The following is a 17,177-nucleotide window of genomic DNA, read 5'->3' as shown; positions in this document are numbered from 1 at the left end:
GCGAAAGCGGGTTTTTTCGTTTCCGGGCTTTAAAAACCTCATCTCGGAAACTTTCCCAGCGATTTGCCCCCTCGCCCGCACCTGAGAAACTTTATCGTTTATCCTTGTAAGTATTTGTTGCATACAAGTGAGGAACAACCCGGATGATGATCCGCGATACCCATCTCAAGACATCCCTTCTGCGCGGCCTGACCATCACTCTGCTCGGCCTGACCCTGCTCTCGCCCACCGCGTATTCCGCCGACAAGGTTTCCCTGACCCTGTACAACGGCCAGCATAAAGAAGTCGGCGATGAACTCGCCAAGGCCTTCGAAGCCAAGACCGGCATTCACGTCAACGTGCGCAAAGGCAGCAGCAATCAGCTCGCCAGCCAGGTCGTGGAAGAAGGCGACCGCTCGCCTGCCGACGTGATCTACACCGAAGAATCGCCACCGTTGAACAAACTCGGCGAACAAGGCCTGCTGGCCAAGATCGACGCCAGCACCCTCGACGTATTGCCCAAGGATTACGTCGGCGCCAACGGCGACTGGATGGGCGTGACCGCACGCACCCGCGTCGTGGCGTTCAACCCGAAATTGATCGCTGAAAAAGACCTGCCCAAATCGGTACTGGATTTCGCCGGCCCCGAGTGGCAAGGCAAGGTCGGCTTCGTACCTACCAGCGGCGCGTTCCAGGAACAGGCCGTGGCGATCATCAAGCTTCACGGGCGTGAAGCCGCCGAAGAATGGCTGACCGGCCTGCGCGCTTTCGGCAAGGTCTACAGCAACAACATGGTCGCCCTCAAAGCCGTTGAAAATGGCGAAGTGGCCACCGTGTTGGTGAACAACTACTACTGGTTCGCCCTGAAGAAAGAAAAAACGAACCTGGACTCCCAACTGCATTACTTCACCGATGGCGATGCCGGTGGCTTGATCACCGTGTCTTCGGCGGCGGCGCTGAAATCCAGCAAGCATCCGAAAGAAGCCCAGCAACTGCTGGCGTTCATGGCCAGTGAAGAGGGTCAGCGCGTCATCACCAACACCTCGGCCGAATACCCGCTGCGCAAAGGCATGGAATCCAACCGTGGCCTCAAGCCTTTCAGCGAACTGCAACCGCCGAAAGTCACCCCCGCCGACCTGGGCAACGCCGAAGAAGCCTTGGATCTGGAACGTGACGTTGGCTTGAACTGATGAACCCATCGCTACCCGCCCCCGCCCTGTGCGGGGGGTTGCGCCCAAGGCGCAAGCGCCCGTCGATCTGGTTGTTGCTGCCCGTTCTGTTGCTGGTCGGCTTGAGTCTGCTGCCGCTGGCTTATGTGGGGCTCAAGGCGTGGCAAGCCGGCTGGGCGGAGGCGGTGCACCTGCTCTGGCGGCCGTATGTGTTCGGGTTGCTGCGCAATACCTTGGCGTTGATGGTCGGGGTGACGGTGACGTGTGGCGTGATCGGCCTGTCCCTGGCCTGGCTGCTGGAGCGCAGCAACCTGCCGGGGCGACGCATCTGGGGCGTGATCCTGTGCCTGCCGTTTGCAGTACCGGCGTTTGTCAGCAGCTTTACCTGGGTATCGCTGAGCGCCAGTTTCGAAGGGCTTGGCGGGGCGATCCTGGTGATGAGCCTGTCGAAATACCCGCTGGTGTTTCTGCCGGTGGCAGCGACGCTGCGCAATCTTGACCCCTCCCTGGAAGAGTCGGCCCGCACCCTGGGGCTGAATCGCTGGGGCGTGTTCTTTCGCATCACTTTGCCGCTGTTGTGGCCCTCACTGCTGGCCGGGGCATTGTTGATTGCGCTGCATATGCTGGTGGAGTTTGGCGCACTGTCGATCATCGGTTTGCAGACCTTTACCACCGCGATCTACCAACAGTTCGAGCTTGAGTTCAGCAATGCGAATGCCGCAATGCTCTCGGCAGTGTTGCTGGTGATGTGCCTGACGCTGCTGTGGCTGGAGCTGCGTGTGCGCGGCAAGGGCCGGCATGTGCGTATCGGCCAGGGCGCGGCGCGGCATGCGGAGCAGGTTCGCTTGGGTCAGTGGGCACCATTGGGCCAGGTGTATTGCCTGGCGCTGGCGATCATCGGCAGCGGGATTCCGCTGGGGATGCTCGGTTATTGGCTGGCAGTGGGATCTTCTGCCGCCTTCCCGGTAGCAGAGATCGGTGAAGCGTTGCTGTCCTCATTGGCGCTGTCCTTGGGCGGCGCCGCGCTCTGCCTGGTATTGGCTGTACCGGTCGGACTGCTGGTGGTGCGCTACAAAGGCCAGTTGGCGATCTGGGCCGAACGCCTGCCGTATCTGCTGCACGCCCTGCCCGGCTTGGTGATTGCGCTGACGCTGGTGTACTTCGCCCTGCACTATGTGCCGGCGCTGTACCAGACCTCGGCATTGTTGTTGATTGCTTATGCGCTGCTGTTTTTGCCGCTGGCCCAGGCGCCGATCCGTACCGCGCTGAACAAGGCTGCGCCGCAGCTTGAAGAGGCTGCACGCACGTTGGGCGCCTCGTCGTTCAGTGCGTTTTGCCGGGTGACCTTACCGATTATTTTCCCGGCATTGGGGGCGGCGTTTGCGCTGGTGTTTCTGGATGCGATGAAGGAATTGACGGCGACGTTGCTGCTTAGCCCAACGGGGCTGAATACCTTGGCGACGGCGGTGTGGGCGCATACCTCGAATGTGGAGTTTGCGGCGGCAGCGCCATATGCAGCGTTGCTGATTCTGGTGTCGGGTTTGCCGGTGTATCTGCTAACGACTCGGATGTATCTGAGCCGTTAAGATCGCTTTCGCGAGCAAGCCCGCTCCCACATTTTGAAAAGCATTCCAAATGTGGGAGCGGGCTTGCTCGCGAAGGGGCCGGCACTGACGGCACTAAGCCCTGAACTGCCCCAGGCTCGCCTTCAACTGCGCCGCCAGCCCATCCAGAACCTTGCCACTGGCGGTGGTCTCCACCACCGCCTGCGCCGCACGCTCGGCCTGGGCATGGATCACCTCGACTCGACCCCGCACCGCATGAGCACCCTGGGCTTGATGCTCGGCCGCGCGTGTCGCCAAGCCAATCGCCGCGTGCACCTGCTCCACCGAAGCCTGCACCGTCTGCTGCAAGCGCACGCTGTCGCGCAGCACCAGCAAACCTTCATTAGCCTGACGCCCGGCCTTGCCGATGGTTTCCACCGCCTCCCGCGCGCCCTGCTGCAACGCCACGATATGCGCCTGGATATCGCCGGTGGAGCTTTGGGTCTTGCTCGCCAGCGCCCGCACCTCATCGGCCACTACGGCAAAACCACGCCCGGTTTCACCGGCACGCGCCGCCTCGATCGCGGCATTGAGGGCGAGCAAATTGGTCTGCTCGGCAATGCCGTGAATCACGGTCAGCACTACCTCGATCTGCTGGCTTTGCTGGGCCAGGCGCTCGATGACGGTGGAACCCGCTTGTACTTGGCCCGCCAGCGCCTCGATCAAACTGCCGACCTCAGCCGAGGTGCGCGAGTTTTCATCCGTCGCCTGGCGAATATCCACCACTTGCTGCAACGCCGCCTGCATCGCATGGCTTTCGGCCTGCGCCTCGTCGGCCATCTGCGACAACGCGCGCAAGCTTTCGGCCACCTCATCGCGCTGCAAGCCGGCCGCTGCGTCGGCACCGGCATTGCGCAAGGTCATCGCGCCGATTTCCACGCCAGTGCGCTGGGCCACATCCCCCGCCTCGCGAACGATGGGCTGCAACTTATCCACAAAGCGATTGACCGCCGACGCCATGTCGCCAATTTCATCCTTGCTGCTGATTTGCACACGCTTGGTGAGGTCACCCTCGCCTGCAGCCAAGTCGTCCATGGCCGCGATCAGCAGCTTCAGGCGATTGACCACACGGCGCCCGAGCACGATGGCGATCAACAGCAACACGCCCAAACCGACCAGCGCCAAGCCCATGCCGATGCGCCAGCGCAAGGTGCCGGCGGCGTCCTGGACGGCGCTGGTGGTGTTGGCGGTCATCTGTGTAGCGGTGGCTTGCGCGGATTGCAGGCGCGCGCCCATGGCGGCAGCGCTATCGGCCGCCGCGCCCTTGAGGCTGTCGCCCACCAGTTGGTCACCACTGGCGATCAGTGCGGCGAAACGCTTATCCAGCGCGGCCAGATCCGTCTCCACTGCAGCAGTGGAAACCCCCATGCGCACCTTGCCAATCTCCACGCCGTTGGGGCTGATGGACGCCTCGACATAGAACACCGAAGGATCATCTTTGGCCGCATCCAACACTTTATCCAGGGCGCGGTCACCCTTGCCTTTTTCCAACAGTGCCTGGTTGATCGGATTTTCACGGTTGAGGTAGCGGGTCAAGTGCTCACCCGCCGCGTCGTCATAGACCACGAACAGCACGTTGGGATTGCGCTGGGCACGCCGGGCAAATTCCGACAGCGTCGGCACGTCACTGTCCCACATGGCGCGGGGTGCCACCGAGGCCAGCAGCTGCGCCATGTCATTGGCGGAGTCTTTCAGGTCTTTTTCCAGGGTCGCACGCAGTTGCTTCTGCTCTTCCTGCAGGCGGGTTGAAAGCCCCGCTGTCAGGCGTTGACGGGTACTGCTCGACAAGCTGTCCAGACTGGACGTGACTTCTTTACCGGCTTGGGCCAATTCACCCGACAGTTTCTGGCTGTCGATACCCAGGCGATTACCCAAATCAGCTTCCAACGCGGTGACGGTGCTTCGCGTCAGGGCGACGGCCACCAGCACTTGCACCAAAAGGGCGATACCTAGGGTAACGAACACTGGCCGCAACAGACGGCTTTGTAACAATGAGAGAACGGCAGACATCGGGAATCCCTCCACCACGGGTGCCATTAATTTGATAGCACCGCGAAAGAAAGAACCAAAGCAAGGGTCGTGCCGTCCAGGCGACAGAAACGACAAAGGGCTCCCGAAGGAGCCCTTTGCTTTTTACATCAACAGCTTATTAAGCGAACGGGTGACGCAGAACGATGGTTTCGTTGCGGTCCGGACCTGTCGAAATAATGTCAATCGGCGCACCGATCAGCTCTTCGACACGCTTGATGTAGGCACGGGCGTTAGCCGGCAGCTCTTCCAGGGTCTTGGCGCCCACGGTCGATTCGGTCCAGCCCGGCACTTCTTCGTACACAGGCTGCAGGCCCACGTAGCTGTCGGCGTCGGTCGGAGCAACGTCCTTGCCTTCGGCATCTTTGTAGCCGATGCAGATGTTGATGGTTTCCAGGCCGTCGAGGACGTCCAGCTTGGTCAGGCAGATGCCCGAGATGCTGTTCACATCGATAGCGCGACGCAGGATAACGGCGTCGAACCAGCCACAACGACGGGCGCGGCCAGTAGTTGCGCCGAATTCGTGACCTTGCTTGGCCAGGTGAGCGCCGACGTCGTCGAACAGCTCAGTCGGGAACGGGCCCGAACCTACGCGAGTGGTGTAGGCCTTGGTGATGCCCAGGATGTAGTCCAGGAACATCGGGCCAACGCCGGAACCGGTCGCAACGCCACCCGCGGTGGTGTTGGAGCTGGTCACGTACGGGTAGGTGCCGTGGTCGATGTCCAGCAGGGAGCCTTGGGCACCTTCGAACATGATGTCTTTGCCAGCGCGACGCAGGTCGTGCAGCTCGGCGGTCACGTCCAGCATCAGCGGCTTGAGCAGCTCTGCGTATTCCTTGCACTCGGCCAGGGTTTTCTCGAACTCGATGGCTGGCTCTTTGTAGTAACCGACCAGCATGAAGTTGTGGTAATCCACCAGTTCACGAAGCTTGTCTTCAAAGCGCGGCATGTTGAGCAGGTCGCCCACACGCAGGCCACGACGCGCAACCTTGTCTTCGTACGCCGGGCCGATGCCGCGACCGGTGGTACCGATCTTCAGCTCGCCACGGGCCTTTTCACGGGCCTGGTCCAGCGCAACGTGGAAGGACAGGATCAGCGGGCAGGACGGGCTGATACGCAGGCGCTCGCGCACCGGTACGCCTTTCTCTTCCAGCTTGGTGATCTCACGCAGCAAGGCGTCAGGTGCAACCACCACGCCGTTGCCGATCAGGCACTGCACGCCTTCGCGCAGCACGCCCGATGGGATCAGGTGCAAGACGGTTTTTTCGCCATCGATGACCAGGGTGTGGCCAGCGTTGTGGCCACCTTGGTAGCGCACTACGGCGGCAGCATGTTCGGTCAGCAGATCAACGATCTTGCCTTTGCCCTCATCACCCCATTGGGTGCCCAGGACTACGACATTCTTACCCATAACACTTGTCCTCATTCGCGCAAACTTGGTGCCGGCGATGGCCGGCAGGAAAACTCAAGAAGCCAGTGGCGATACTTGCCAAAGCCCGTTCTGCAGAATCAATTGCCGGTCGCAGTCCGCATCACGGGCGGCGGCCAATGGTTGCCCAGGCAAGGCCTGGACGACACGCTGACCCTCACTGCGCAACTGGCAAACCTGCTGCCAGAGTGCTGCGTCCGTACTGTCGGGCATCCAGATGCCACCAGACGGCAGCTCGACCTCAGCACGCCCCAGGGTCACCAGGGTTTTCAAATCGGTGGAGAAACCAGTGGCCGGACGCGCACGACCAAAGTCGGCGCCGATATCGTCATAACGACCACCTTGGGCGATGGCTTGGCCAACACCCGGTACAAAGACGGCAAACACCACACCGGTGTGGTAGTGGTAGCCACGCAACTCACCCAGGTCAAAGTACAGCGGCAGCTCCGGGAAGCGCGCCGACAACTGCTCGGCAATCGCGAGCACGTCGTCCAGTGCAGCCAGGACCGGCGCCGGCGCCTTGGCCAGGCGCTCACGGGCAGCCACCAGCACTTCACGGCCGCCGCACAGGTTCACCAATGCACGCAGCATGTCGGCCAAGTCGGCAGGCACGCCAGCGGTCAGGGCAATCACTTCATCGATGGCCTTGCGTTGCAGGGCATCGAACAGTTGTTGTTCCACTTCACCAGACAAACCGGCCGCACGGGCCAGGCCACGGTAGATACCGACGTGACCCAGGTCCATGTGGACATCCGGCACGTCGGCCAGTTGCAGCATGGCCAGCATCAAGCTGATCACTTCAACGTCGCTGCTCGGGCTGGCATCGCCGTACAATTCGGCGCCCAACTGGATCGGGCTACGGGACGACGACAAGGCACGCGGCTGTGCATGCAGCACACTGCCGGCGTAGCACAGGCGGCTCGGACCTTCGCGGCGCAGGGTGTGCGCATCGATGCGCGCCACTTGCGGCGTGATGTCGGCACGGAAACCCATTTGCCGGCCCGATTGCGGGTCGATAACCTTGAAGGTGCGCAGATCCAGGTCCTGGCCCGCGCCGGTCAGCAGGGATTCCAGGTACTCGATATGGGGAGTCACGACAAATTCGTAACCCCAGCTCTGGAACAGATCCAACACCTGGCGACGCGCTACTTCGATGCGCGCAGCTTCTGGTGGCAGTACTTCTTCGATGCCATCTGGCAGCAGCCAGCGGTCTACCGTTGCCATTACGCCATTCCCCTTTGATCCGGGCGGCCAGCCCTCGGCCGAGCCTTGAGTGAAGCAGAAAATACCCGCCCCCTGCATAAACCACGCGCAAGAGCGACGTGACGAACGGCCTGTAATCGGCCTCGTCGGGCACTTTCCTCGAAAAACCTGTCACGCCTGCCGAATCAAACATGCAGACGCAAAAAAGCCGGGAATTTCCCGGCTGCCGCATCATACACCCGTTTTCTGAAAGGATCACCCCGCCAGGCGTTTTAGCCGCCCGACGGGAGTGAAACCTACAGAATCACAGGCTGGTTACTTGGACTTTTCCAGGTAGCGGAAGAAGTCGCTGCTTGGGTCCAGCACCATGACGTCGGTTTTGTTCGCGAAGCTTTCACGGTAGGCGCGCAGGCTACGGTAGAACGCGTAGAACTCCTGGTCCTGGCCGTAGGCCTTGGCGTAGATCGCCGCGGCTTGAGCATCGCCATCACCACGAGCCTCTTCAGACTCGCGATAAGCTTCGGCCAACAGTACACGGCGCTGACGGTCGGCATCCGCACGGATACCTTCTGCCAGCTCGTTACCCTTGGCGCGGTGCTCACGGGCTTCACGCTCACGCTCGGTGCTCATACGCTCGAACACGCTGCGGTTCACTTCCTTCGGCAGGTCGATCGCCTTGACCCGGACATCAACCACTTCAATGCCCAGTTCTTTCTCTGCCATCGTGTTCAGCGAACGCGTGATGTCAGCCATCAACGCGTCACGCTCACCGGATACCACCTCGTGCAGGGTGCGCTTACCAAACTGGTCACGCAGGCCCGATTCCAGACGGCGCGACAAACGCTCGTCGGCAATTTGCTTGAGGCCGGAGGTCGCGGTGTAGAAGCGCTCGGCATCCTTGACGCGCCACTTGGCGTAGGCGTCAACCATCACGGCTTTCTTTTCCAGGGTCAGGAAGCGCTGTGTCGGTGCATCCAGGGTCATCAGGCGGGCGTCGAACTTGCGCACCTGGTTGACGTAGGGGACTTTCACATGCAGGCCCGGCTGGACATCCGCCTGGACCACGCGACCGAATTGCAGCAGCACCGCACGCTCGGTCTGAGCCACGATGTAGAAGCAGTTCCAGGCAGCGATGACCACGACGACGCCCACAATCAGGGCGGTCAGCGATTTATTGCTCATCAACGACTCTCCCTGGTACGTGTTTGCTGTTGCAGCAAGTCAGCGGCCGCACGGGCGCTCGCTTCGTTGGCAGCGGCATTGGAACCGGTGGACGGTGCGCTGGTGCTGCTACGACCACCTTCGATCATCTTGTCCAGCGGCAGGTACAGCAGGTTGTTCTGCCCACCCTTGCTGCCGGTCACGAGAACCTTGCTGGTGTTGCTGAAGACTTCCTGCATGGTGTCCAGGTACAGACGCTCACGCGTAACTTCCGGCGCCTTGCGGTACTCGGCGACCAGCTTGGTAAAGCGATCCGCCTCACCCTTGGCGCGGGAGACCACTTCGTCGCGGTAACCGTTGGCATCCTCGAGGATGCGCTGGGCCTGACCACGGGCTTCCGGCACGACACCGTTGGCGTAGGTTTCAGCCTGGTTACGCGAACGCTGCTCGTCTTCACGGGCACGGATCACATCATCGAAGGCTTCCTGCACTTCACGCGGTGCAGCTGCGCTCTGTACGTTCACCTGGGTAACGGTGATACCGGTGCGATAGGTATCGAGGAACCGTTGCAGGCGCTCCTTGATCTCGCTGGCCATCAATTCACGACCTTCGGTCAGCACCTGGTCCATCGCAGTCGAACCGACGACGTGGCGAAGGGCACTTTCGGTGGCGTGTTGCAGGCTGATTTCCGGCTGATCAACGTTCAGCACGAAGTCCTGCAGGTTGCTGATCTTGTACTGCACGGTCAGCGGCACTTCGACGATGTTCTCGTCTTCGGTCAGCATCTGGCCTTGCTTGGTGTAGGCACGCTCACGCGTGACGTTTTCCATGTACTTCTTGTCGATCGGCGGGAAGTAGATGTTCAGGCCAGGGCCGACAGTCTCGTAGTACTTGCCGAAGCGCAGCACCACGGCTTGCTCCTGCTCGTCCACCACGTAGACAGCGCTGTACAGCCATACGGCCGCCAGCACGACAAGCCCCAGGCCCAGCAGGCCATAGCCGCCGCCCTTGCTTGTGCGACCGCCGTCGTCACCACCGCGTTTTTTTCCACCACCGAACAACCCATTCAGGCTTTCCTGCAGCTTTCGGAAGGCCTCGTCGAGATCTGGTGGCCCCTTGCGGTCGCCATTATTGCGGCGTTTACCACCCCAAGGATCCTGATTATTCGAGTTGCCACCCGGCTCATTCCAAGCCATAGCGCTCTCCATCTGATAAAGCAAAGACGCACCCACGGCGCGCCGACCAATGCTACAGAATGCCTGCCACTGCGGCACAACCGCTTTAGGAGGCTTTTATTGCAAAGTGTGTTGTTCGATGAACTCTGTCGGTACAACGCCCTCACGGCTGACCAGCCGATTGAGCTCCGAGCGCGGCAATCGAACGGCCAGCAAGCTGACACCTTCTTCGTCGTGTTCTTCTTTCTGTACCGCGCCCAACTCGAAAAACTGTGCACGCAGTCGAGCAAAACGCTGGGGCAAGCGCAAGGTGCCAACGAACAAATCGCCGCCGAGCAACTCGGCAATGGCCTGTTCAAGCAACTCAAGACCACTGCCATCACGCGCCGACAGCCAGACCCGCTGGGGCTTGCCGTTCTCATCGCGCTGGATTTGTGGCTCAACGCCTTCAAGCAAATCGAGTTTGTTATAGACCTCGAGGATCGGCAAGTCCTGGGCGCCAATCTCGCCCAGTACCAGCATCACCTGTTCAATCTGCAACATGCGATCCGGTTCAGCCGCATCGATCACGTGCAACAGCAGGTCGGAATTGCTCGACTCTTCGAGCGTAGACCGAAATGCCTCGACCAGCTTGTGCGGCAAGTGACGAATGAAGCCCACGGTGTCGGCCAGGACAATCGGCCCCAGGTCGTCCAGATCCAGACGGCGCAGGGTCGGGTCGAGGGTGGCGAACAGTTGGTCGGCCGCGTACACGTCCGATTTCGTCACATTATTGAAGAGTGTGGATTTGCCGGCGTTGGTATAGCCCACCAGGGACACGGTCGGGATATCCGCACGGGTACGCCCACGGCGCGATTGCTCACGCTGGCTGCGCACTTTCTCGAGGCGACCCTTGATCTGGCGCAGGCGAACCCGCAACAGGCGTCGGTCGGTCTCGAGCTGGGTTTCACCCGGCCCGCGCATGCCGATGCCGCCACCTTGACGTTCAAGGTGAGTCCAGCCGCGGACCAGGCGGGTGCTCATGTGGTCAAGCTGGGCCAGTTCAACCTGGAGCTTGCCTTCATGGGTACGGGCGCGCTGGGCAAAAATATCGAGAATCAGACCGGTACGGTCAATCACGCGACACTCGAAGACACGTTCGAGGTTACGTTCCTGACTGGGCGTGAGGACGTGATTGAAGATCACCAGATCGGCTTCTTCGGCATGGACCAGGTCGCGCAGTTCCTCGACCTTGCCGCTGCCAATCAGGAATTTGGCGGTTGGCCGATGACGCGGCACGTTAAAAAACGCAACGGTCTCGGCGCCGGCCGAATTTGCCAACTCCTGAAACTCCTGCGGATCTTCGCGCGCCTCAGGGTCCTGTCCATCCAAGTGAACGAGGATTACCCGCTCACCACCACCGTGGCGCTCAAAGAACAAAGGAGACTCCTATCAGGCGTTACCTGGCTCAGCGTCAGCTGCTTCATCACCGGCGGCGCTAGGCAGACGGATTGGACGAACAGGAACGACTGTCGAGATAGCGTGCTTGTAGACCATCTGGCTGACGGTATTTTTCAGCAGGATCACGAACTGGTCGAACGACTCGATCGTGCCTTGCAGCTTGATACCGTTGACCAGGTAGATGGAAACCCCCACTTTCTCTTTACGTAAAGTATTCAAGTAAGGGTCTTGTAGCGAATGCCCTTTTGACATGTGCCGCACTCCTTTAAGGATCAATAATAAAAAATCGGAAAATAGATAGCTTATGGCCGTCACACCCCCAAGGATAGACGGCAATTGCAAGGACTCAGCTCAATATGGAGACCGATCCCAAGTATTTCAAGGCGCGTGACAGATTGTCGCTGTCCAGGCTGTCCAGCCAGTGCAAATCGCTCCAGCTGCGCAACCAGGTGAACTGGCGTTTCGCCAATTGGCGCGTGGCAATGATGCCGCGTTCCTGCATTTCGGCTGACGTCAGCTTGCCATCCAGATGATCCCAGACTTGGCGATAGCCTACAGCACGTATCGAAGGTAACCCTGGATGCAGGTCACCTCTGGAACGCAGAGCTACGACCTCGTCCACAAACCCCTGTTCCAACATAATTGTGAATCTTTGTGCAATTCGATCATGCAGCACCTGGCGATTTGCCGGAGCGATGGCCAGATTCGCCACAGTATAGGGCAATTGTGACGCGCCAGATGCGCCTGCGTCAGCACTTTGCGCACTTTGTTTCAGGCGATGTTCAGTCATGGTCTGCCCGCTCACGCGCCAGACTTCCAGGGCGCGAGTGAGGCGCTGGGGGTCATTGGGGTGAATGCGCGCGGCGGACACCGGGTCCACGGCGGCCAACTGGTCGTGCAAGGCTTGCCAGCCAAGGCGTGCAGCCTCTTCTTCGAGTTCGGCGCGCACCTGGGCGTCGGCCGGCGGCATATCCGCCAGGCCTTCCTGCAAAGCCTTGTAATAGAGCATCGTACCGCCCACCAGCAGCGGAATATTGCCCCGCGCAGTAATGTCGGCCATGGCCGCTAGGGCGTCGGTGCGAAAATCCGCCGCCGAATAGCTCTCTGACGGGTCGATGATGTCAATCAGCTTATGCGGATATTGGGCCAACAGCTCCTTGGAAGGCTTGGCCGTGCCGATATCCATCTCCCGGTAAACCAGGGCAGAGTCGACACTGATCAGCTCGCACGGCAGCACCTTGGTCAGCTCGATGGCCAGGTCGGTCTTGCCGGCGGCCGTGGGGCCCATCAGGAAGATCGCGGGGGGCAAGGCACTCATCAACGGCCGCGCAAGAACAGTTTGTCCAGATCGTCCAGGCCCATCTGGGTCCAGGTCGGTCGGCCATGGTTGCATTGCCCGCTGCGCTCGGTGTTTTCCATGTCGCGTAGCAGGCCGTTCATTTCCGGCAGGGCCAGGCGGCGATTGGCGCGGATGGCGCCGTGGCAGGCCATGGTGCCGAGCAACTCGTTGATGTGCGCCTGGATACGGTCACTGGTGCCGTATTCCATCAGGTCCGCCAGCACGTCGGCGACCAGACGGTTGGCCTCGGCCTGCTTGAGCAGCGCAGGAATCTGGCGGATGGCCAGGGTTTCCGGGCCCAGGCGCTGCAATTCAAAGCCCAGCTTCTGGAACACACCGTGGTGTTCCTCGGCACAATCGGCCTCACGCTGACTGACCGCCAGGGACTCCGGCACCAGCAGCGGCTGGCCGCTGAGACCTTCGCTGGCCATGGCGATCTTGAGGCGTTCGTACATGATCCGCTCGTGGGCGGCGTGCATGTCCACCAACACCAGGCCATGGGCGTTTTCCGCCAGAATGTAGATACCCTTGAGCTGCGCCAACGCGTAGCCCAGCGGCGGAATATCCCCGCCGCCTTCCGGCAAGGCCACAGGCGCGCCCGTTTCGGCACCTGGCAACGGCGCGAAAAACTCGCGATAAGCCGCTTGGGCTTCAGCCACAGGTACTGCTGATTGCGGGCGCGGCGTGTATTGGTATTGATAACCCGAGCCGGCGCCAGCATTCGGCGCGGTATAGGCAGGTTGCGACTGCGGCGATTGCAGCAGGTTGGCCGCCAGGCTCATTTCGCCCTGAGGGCCGAACTCACCGGCTTGCGGGCCACTCGGACGGACCACGGCCGTCACAATCGGCGCAGACAACTGATCATCCGGGCGCACATCACCCAGGGTGCGGTGCAGAGTGCCGTACAGGAAATCATGCACCATGCGCCCATCACGGAAGCGCACTTCGTGCTTGGTCGGGTGCACGTTGACGTCCACCACCGACGGGTCGACCTCGAAGAACAACACAAACGTGGGGTGACGCCCGTTGAACAGCACATCGCGATAGGCCTGGCGCACCGCGTGGGCCACCAGTTTGTCGCGCACCGCACGGCCGTTCACAAAGAAGTACTGCAAGTCCGCCTGGCTGCGGGAGAAGGTCGGCAAACCGACCCAACCCCACAGCCGCAGGCCATTGCGCTCGATTTCAATCGGCAGCGCCTGCTCCAGGAAACCCGGCCCGCAAATCGCTGACACCCGGCGAGCACGCGCGGCGTCATCGTGGGCTTCGTGCAGGCTGAGAATGGTCTTGCCGTTATGCCGCAGGTGGAATGCCACATCGAAGCGGGCCAGGGCCAGGCGCTTGATGACTTCCTGCAGGTGATCGAATTCGGTTTTCTCGGCCTTGAGGAATTTGCGCCGCGCCGGGGTGTTGAAGAACAGGTCGCGCACTTCCACCGACGTACCGACAGGATGGGCTGCCGGCTGGACCCGAGGCGCCATGTCGCGACCTTCGGTTTCCACCTGCCAGGCCTGCTCGGCGCTGCGGGTACGGGACGTCAGGGTCAGGCGCGCCACGGAGCTGATGGACGCCAGCGCCTCACCGCGAAAGCCCAGGCTCATCACCCGCTCAAGGTCTTCCAGGTCGCGAATCTTGCTGGTGGCGTGACGGGCCAGGGCCAGCGGCAGGTCGTCGGACGAGATGCCGCTGCCATCATCCCGCACGCGCAGCAGCTTGACGCCGCCCTGTTCCACGTCGACATCAATGCGCTTGGCGCCGGAGTCGATACTGTTTTCCAGCAGCTCCTTGATCACCGAGGCCGGACGCTCCACCACCTCACCGGCCGCAATCTGGTTGGCAAGGCGCGGGCTGAGCAGTTCGATGCGTGAGCCGTTATCCAGGATCGAGTCGCTCATTACTGCGCCGCCAATTCGGTGCCAGGGATGGTCAACACCTGGCCGACTTTCAATTCATCGGTCTTCAGGTTGTTGGCGCTGCGCAAGGTAGCGGCCGACACCTGGAAACGCACAGCCAGCATGGCCAGGGTGTCGCCGGGCTGTACGCGATGGTCGCGCGGGCCCTGGGCGATTTTCCCGGAGTCACGCAGCCAGGCGATGTAGGTGCCCGGTGGCGGATTCTGCTGGAAGAACTGGCGCACACCGGCACTGATGGAACGCGCCAGCGCTTGCTGGTGGCTGGCGCTGGCCAGCTTCGAGGCCTCGTTGGAGTTGGAGATAAACCCGGTCTCCACCAGGATCGATGGGATATCCGGCGACTTCAACACCATGAATCCTGCTTGTTCCACGCGCTGTTTGTGCAGCGAGGTGACCCGGCCGATGTTACTCAGGACCTTCTGGCCCACGTTCAAGCTGGACGTCAGCGAAGCGGTCATCGACAGGTCGAGCAGTACGCCGGCGAGCATTTTGTCTTTGTCATCAAGGGAGACGTTACCCGCCCCGCCGATCAAGTCGGAACGGTTTTCACTGTCGGCCAGCCAGCGGGCGGTCTCAGACGTCGCGCCGCGATCCGACAGGGCAAACACCGAGGCACCAAAGGCTGCGGTAGAAGGCGCGGCGTCGGCATGGATCGACACGAACAGGTCGGCGCCTTTCTTGCGGGCAATTTCGGTACGGCCGCGCAACGGAATGAAGTAGTCGCCGGTACGGGTCAGCTCAGCGCGGTAGCCTTTCATCGCGTTGATCTGGCGCTGCAGTTCACGGGCAATCGCCAGCACCACGTCTTTTTCATGCTGACCGCGCGAACCGGAAGCGCCCGGGTCTTCGCCACCATGACCGGCGTCGATCACCACGATGATGTCACGCTTGCCGGCGGGAGCCGGTGGCGGCGGAGGCAGCTTGACCTGCGGTTGCGACGGGTTGACCGGCACCGCCGGGACAGTCGCGACGCTTGGAGGCGGTGCAGGCGGCGGATTGGCATCGGCGGCATTGTCGAACAGGTCGACCACCAGTCGGTTGCCGTACTGGGCGTTGGGCGCCAAGGAGAAGCTTTTCGGGGTCACGACCTTTTTCAGGTCGATCACCACACGCAGGTCGGTCGGCGTGCGTTGGGCCGAGCGCATGGCGGTAATCGGGGTATTGGCGGTGGACACTTTCAACGGCGCAGCCAGGGTCGCGCCGTTGATGTCGATCACCAGGCGATCAGGCGCCGTCAGGGTAAAGACGCTGTGCTGGACCGGGCCAGACAGGTCGAACACCAGTCGCGTGTTATCCGGCGCTCGCCACAGGCGAACACTTTTCACCTGTGAAGCAGCCAGAGCATTGACAGTCATTGCCGCAAGCAACACCCCCACGACAGCAACCAACGCGCGAAAGCGCATACCTAACCCCACCAATTATTTGAATTCCAATGCCAAAGCGGCGCACCACGACTGGCCGCGCGCGCTCTGGGGCAACAACTTCAACTGACGTCCATGCTCATGCGGCGTAATGGTAATGGTCATGTCAGGCTTTGGCAAAAAGCCTGTGCCTTTATCTGGCCACTCGATCAGGCACAACGCATCTTCATCGAAGTAATCCCGGATCCCCATATATTCGAGCTCTTCGGGGTCAACCAGACGATAAAGGTCAAAGTGGAAGGCGCGCACTGCACCAATCTCGTAGGGTTCTACCAGGGTGAACGTAGGGCTTTTTACTGCCCCTGTATGGCCCAACCCTCGGATAATCCCTCGGGATAGCGTGGTCTTGCCCGCCCCCAAGTCACCTTCCAGAAAGATCAGCCCTGCACCCGCCGTCACCTGCGCAATGCGTTGCCCGAACGCAACCATGGCTTCTTCATCGGCCAGGAAAAGGATTACTTCAGACACGGCGATTGCTCCTCCAGCAATTGACGAATGGCGGGTATCAAGTCGCTGGCAGCCAAGCCGCGACCAAAGGTGCCCTGGCGATCACCCGCCGTGGCATGCAACCAAACTGCCAGGCAGCTTGCCTCATAAGCCGGCATGCCTTGGGCCAGCAACGCGCCCACCAGCCCGGCCAGGACATCACCGAGCCCCGCCGTTGCCATCGCCGGATGGCCTTGGTCACAGCGTGAAACACGTCCGTCCGGACTGGCAATCAAACTGCCAGCCCCCTTGAGGATAGCCACTGCATTGAATTTCTGAGTCAACGCGCGCGCCACCTTAAGACGATCGGCCTGAACCTCGGCTGTCGAAAGGCCCAACAACCGCGCAGCCTCCCCCGGATGCGGGGTGATCACGCTGTTGGCTGGCAAGCTGATGCCGCCATTGGCGAGCTGATTCAAGGCGTCGGCATCCCAGACTTGCGGCTGCCTGGCGTTGGCAGCGACGGACAGCAGGCTTTTGCCCCAGGACGCCTCACCCAGCCCAGGCCCGATCACAATGACCGAGATCTTTTCCAACAAGCCCATCAGTTGGTTGGCCGAGCTGACGCCGACGGTCATGACTTCCGGCAAGCGGGCCAAAGCGGCTGGCACGTGTTCTGGGCGCGTCGCCAGGGACACCATGCCCGCGCCACTGCGCAAGGCACTTTCGGCGCTCAGCAAGGCGGCGCCGCCAAAGCCGTGGTCACCGCCAATGACCAACAGGTGGCCAAACTGGCCTTTATGGGCGTCCGGGGAGCGGGCCGCCAGTTGCGGCAAATGGCCGTGCAACAGGGGCTGTACGTCGGTTATCGCGTGTTTTGTCTGCGGCAT

At 61.3% G+C, this 17,177-nt stretch carries 14 protein-coding genes; 2 read left to right on the top strand and 12 right to left on the bottom strand.

What is annotated here, in order from left to right:
* Nucleotides 1–143: 143 nt before the first annotated feature.
* Nucleotides 144–1,169, top strand: a complete 1,026-nt coding sequence (locus tag HX812_RS23065) for an iron ABC transporter substrate-binding protein (RefSeq protein WP_038851251.1) — start codon at nt 144–146, stop codon at nt 1,167–1,169.
* Nucleotides 1,169–2,734, top strand: coding sequence for an iron ABC transporter permease (locus tag HX812_RS23060; RefSeq protein WP_038851253.1), 1,566 nt, complete (start codon nt 1,169–1,171; stop codon nt 2,732–2,734). Before HX812_RS23065 ends, HX812_RS23060 begins: the two co-directional genes overlap by 1 nt.
* A gap of 93 nt (nt 2,735–2,827) precedes the next feature.
* On the opposite strand, the gene HX812_RS23055 is transcribed toward HX812_RS23060, so the two are convergent.
* The 12 genes from HX812_RS23055 to HX812_RS23000 all read right to left on the bottom strand — a co-directional run bounded on the left by HX812_RS23055 (nt 2,828) and on the right by HX812_RS23000 (nt 17,177).
* Nucleotides 2,828–4,762 carry a methyl-accepting chemotaxis protein gene (locus HX812_RS23055; protein ID WP_038850726.1) on the bottom strand — a complete coding sequence of 645 codons (1,935 nt, stop codon included), beginning with the start codon at nt 4,760–4,762 and terminating at the stop codon, nt 2,828–2,830.
* A 139-nt stretch (nt 4,763–4,901) separates the two neighbouring features.
* On the bottom strand, nt 4,902–6,191 hold the full coding sequence (locus HX812_RS23050; RefSeq protein ID WP_003217505.1) for an adenylosuccinate synthase: 1,290 nt from the start codon (nt 6,189–6,191) through the stop codon (nt 4,902–4,904).
* 54 nt (nt 6,192–6,245) lie between these two features.
* Nucleotides 6,246–7,433, bottom strand: coding sequence for an ATP phosphoribosyltransferase regulatory subunit (locus HX812_RS23045; RefSeq protein WP_038850728.1), 1,188 nt, complete (start codon nt 7,431–7,433; stop codon nt 6,246–6,248).
* Between the two features lie 294 nt (nt 7,434–7,727).
* A complete protein-coding gene (gene hflC / locus HX812_RS23040; protein ID WP_010213607.1) occupies nt 7,728–8,594 on the bottom strand; it encodes a protease modulator HflC in 867 nt (288 codons plus the stop codon).
* The gene (hflK, locus tag HX812_RS23035) at nt 8,594–9,769 is read right to left on the bottom strand and encodes an FtsH protease activity modulator HflK (protein WP_028615515.1); all 1,176 of its coding nucleotides are present in this window, start codon (nt 9,767–9,769) and stop codon (nt 8,594–8,596) included. The genes hflC and hflK overlap by 1 nt, the downstream gene beginning before the upstream one ends.
* A gap of 96 nt (nt 9,770–9,865) precedes the next feature.
* Nucleotides 9,866–11,167 (bottom strand): ribosome rescue GTPase HflX, encoded by a 1,302-nt coding sequence (hflX, locus tag HX812_RS23030; protein ID WP_016976905.1) that lies wholly within the window; start codon nt 11,165–11,167, stop codon nt 9,866–9,868.
* A gap of 12 nt (nt 11,168–11,179) precedes the next feature.
* Nucleotides 11,180–11,440: an RNA chaperone Hfq gene (hfq, locus tag HX812_RS23025; RefSeq protein WP_016976904.1), complete on the bottom strand. Its 261-nt coding sequence runs from the start codon at nt 11,438–11,440 to the stop codon at nt 11,180–11,182.
* 94 nt (nt 11,441–11,534) lie between these two features.
* Complete coding sequence (miaA, locus tag HX812_RS23020) at nt 11,535–12,506, bottom strand: tRNA (adenosine(37)-N6)-dimethylallyltransferase MiaA (protein WP_038850729.1); 972 nt, start codon at nt 12,504–12,506, stop codon at nt 11,535–11,537.
* Nucleotides 12,506–14,422, bottom strand: coding sequence for a DNA mismatch repair endonuclease MutL (gene mutL / locus HX812_RS23015; protein WP_016976902.1), 1,917 nt, complete (start codon nt 14,420–14,422; stop codon nt 12,506–12,508). Before mutL ends, miaA begins: the two co-directional genes overlap by 1 nt.
* Complete coding sequence (locus HX812_RS23010) at nt 14,422–15,843, bottom strand: N-acetylmuramoyl-L-alanine amidase (protein WP_033898464.1); 1,422 nt, start codon at nt 15,841–15,843, stop codon at nt 14,422–14,424. Before HX812_RS23010 ends, mutL begins: the two co-directional genes overlap by 1 nt.
* 15 nt (nt 15,844–15,858) lie before the next feature.
* Nucleotides 15,859–16,329, bottom strand: a complete 471-nt coding sequence (tsaE, locus tag HX812_RS23005; protein WP_016976901.1) for a tRNA (adenosine(37)-N6)-threonylcarbamoyltransferase complex ATPase subunit type 1 TsaE — start codon at nt 16,327–16,329, stop codon at nt 15,859–15,861.
* Nucleotides 16,317–17,177, bottom strand: coding sequence for an NAD(P)H-hydrate dehydratase (locus tag HX812_RS23000; RefSeq protein WP_038850730.1), 861 nt, complete (start codon nt 17,175–17,177; stop codon nt 16,317–16,319). Before HX812_RS23000 ends, tsaE begins: the two co-directional genes overlap by 13 nt.

It is taken from the genome of Pseudomonas sp. IPO3749, assembly GCF_013386605.1.
In the GTDB taxonomy this organism is placed as follows: domain Bacteria; phylum Pseudomonadota; class Gammaproteobacteria; order Pseudomonadales; family Pseudomonadaceae; genus Aquipseudomonas; species Aquipseudomonas azotoformans_A.
The sequence above is the reverse complement of the archived record's forward strand: the minus strand, read 5'-3'. Positions and strand labels throughout refer to the sequence as shown.

Bases quoted from the DNA above. Each gene is read 5' to 3' on its own strand.
- hfq (WP_016976904.1), bottom strand. From the start codon at position 11,440: ATGTCAAAAGGGCATTCGCTACAAGACCCTTACTTGAATACTTTACGT.
- HX812_RS23055 (WP_038850726.1), bottom strand. From the start codon at position 4,762: ATGTCTGCCGTTCTCTCATTGTTACAAAGCCGTCTGTTGCGGCCAGTG.
- HX812_RS23065 (WP_038851251.1), top strand. From the start codon at position 144: ATGATGATCCGCGATACCCATCTCAAGACATCCCTTCTGCGCGGCCTG.
- mutL (WP_016976902.1), bottom strand. From the start codon at position 14,422: ATGAGCGACTCGATCCTGGATAACGGCTCACGCATCGAACTGCTCAGC.
- hflC (WP_010213607.1), bottom strand. From the start codon at position 8,594: ATGAGCAATAAATCGCTGACCGCCCTGATTGTGGGCGTCGTCGTGGTC.
- HX812_RS23010 (WP_033898464.1), bottom strand. From the start codon at position 15,843: ATGCGCTTTCGCGCGTTGGTTGCTGTCGTGGGGGTGTTGCTTGCGGCA.
- hflK (WP_028615515.1), bottom strand. From the start codon at position 9,769: ATGGCTTGGAATGAGCCGGGTGGCAACTCGAATAATCAGGATCCTTGG.
- miaA (WP_038850729.1), bottom strand. From the start codon at position 12,506: ATGAGTGCCTTGCCCCCCGCGATCTTCCTGATGGGCCCCACGGCCGCC.
- HX812_RS23050 (WP_003217505.1), bottom strand. From the start codon at position 6,191: ATGGGTAAGAATGTCGTAGTCCTGGGCACCCAATGGGGTGATGAGGGC.
- HX812_RS23000 (WP_038850730.1), bottom strand. From the start codon at position 17,177: ATGCCGCAGACAAAACACGCGATAACCGACGTACAGCCCCTGTTGCAC.
- HX812_RS23060 (WP_038851253.1), top strand. From the start codon at position 1,169: ATGAACCCATCGCTACCCGCCCCCGCCCTGTGCGGGGGGTTGCGCCCA.
- HX812_RS23045 (WP_038850728.1), bottom strand. From the start codon at position 7,433: ATGGCAACGGTAGACCGCTGGCTGCTGCCAGATGGCATCGAAGAAGTA.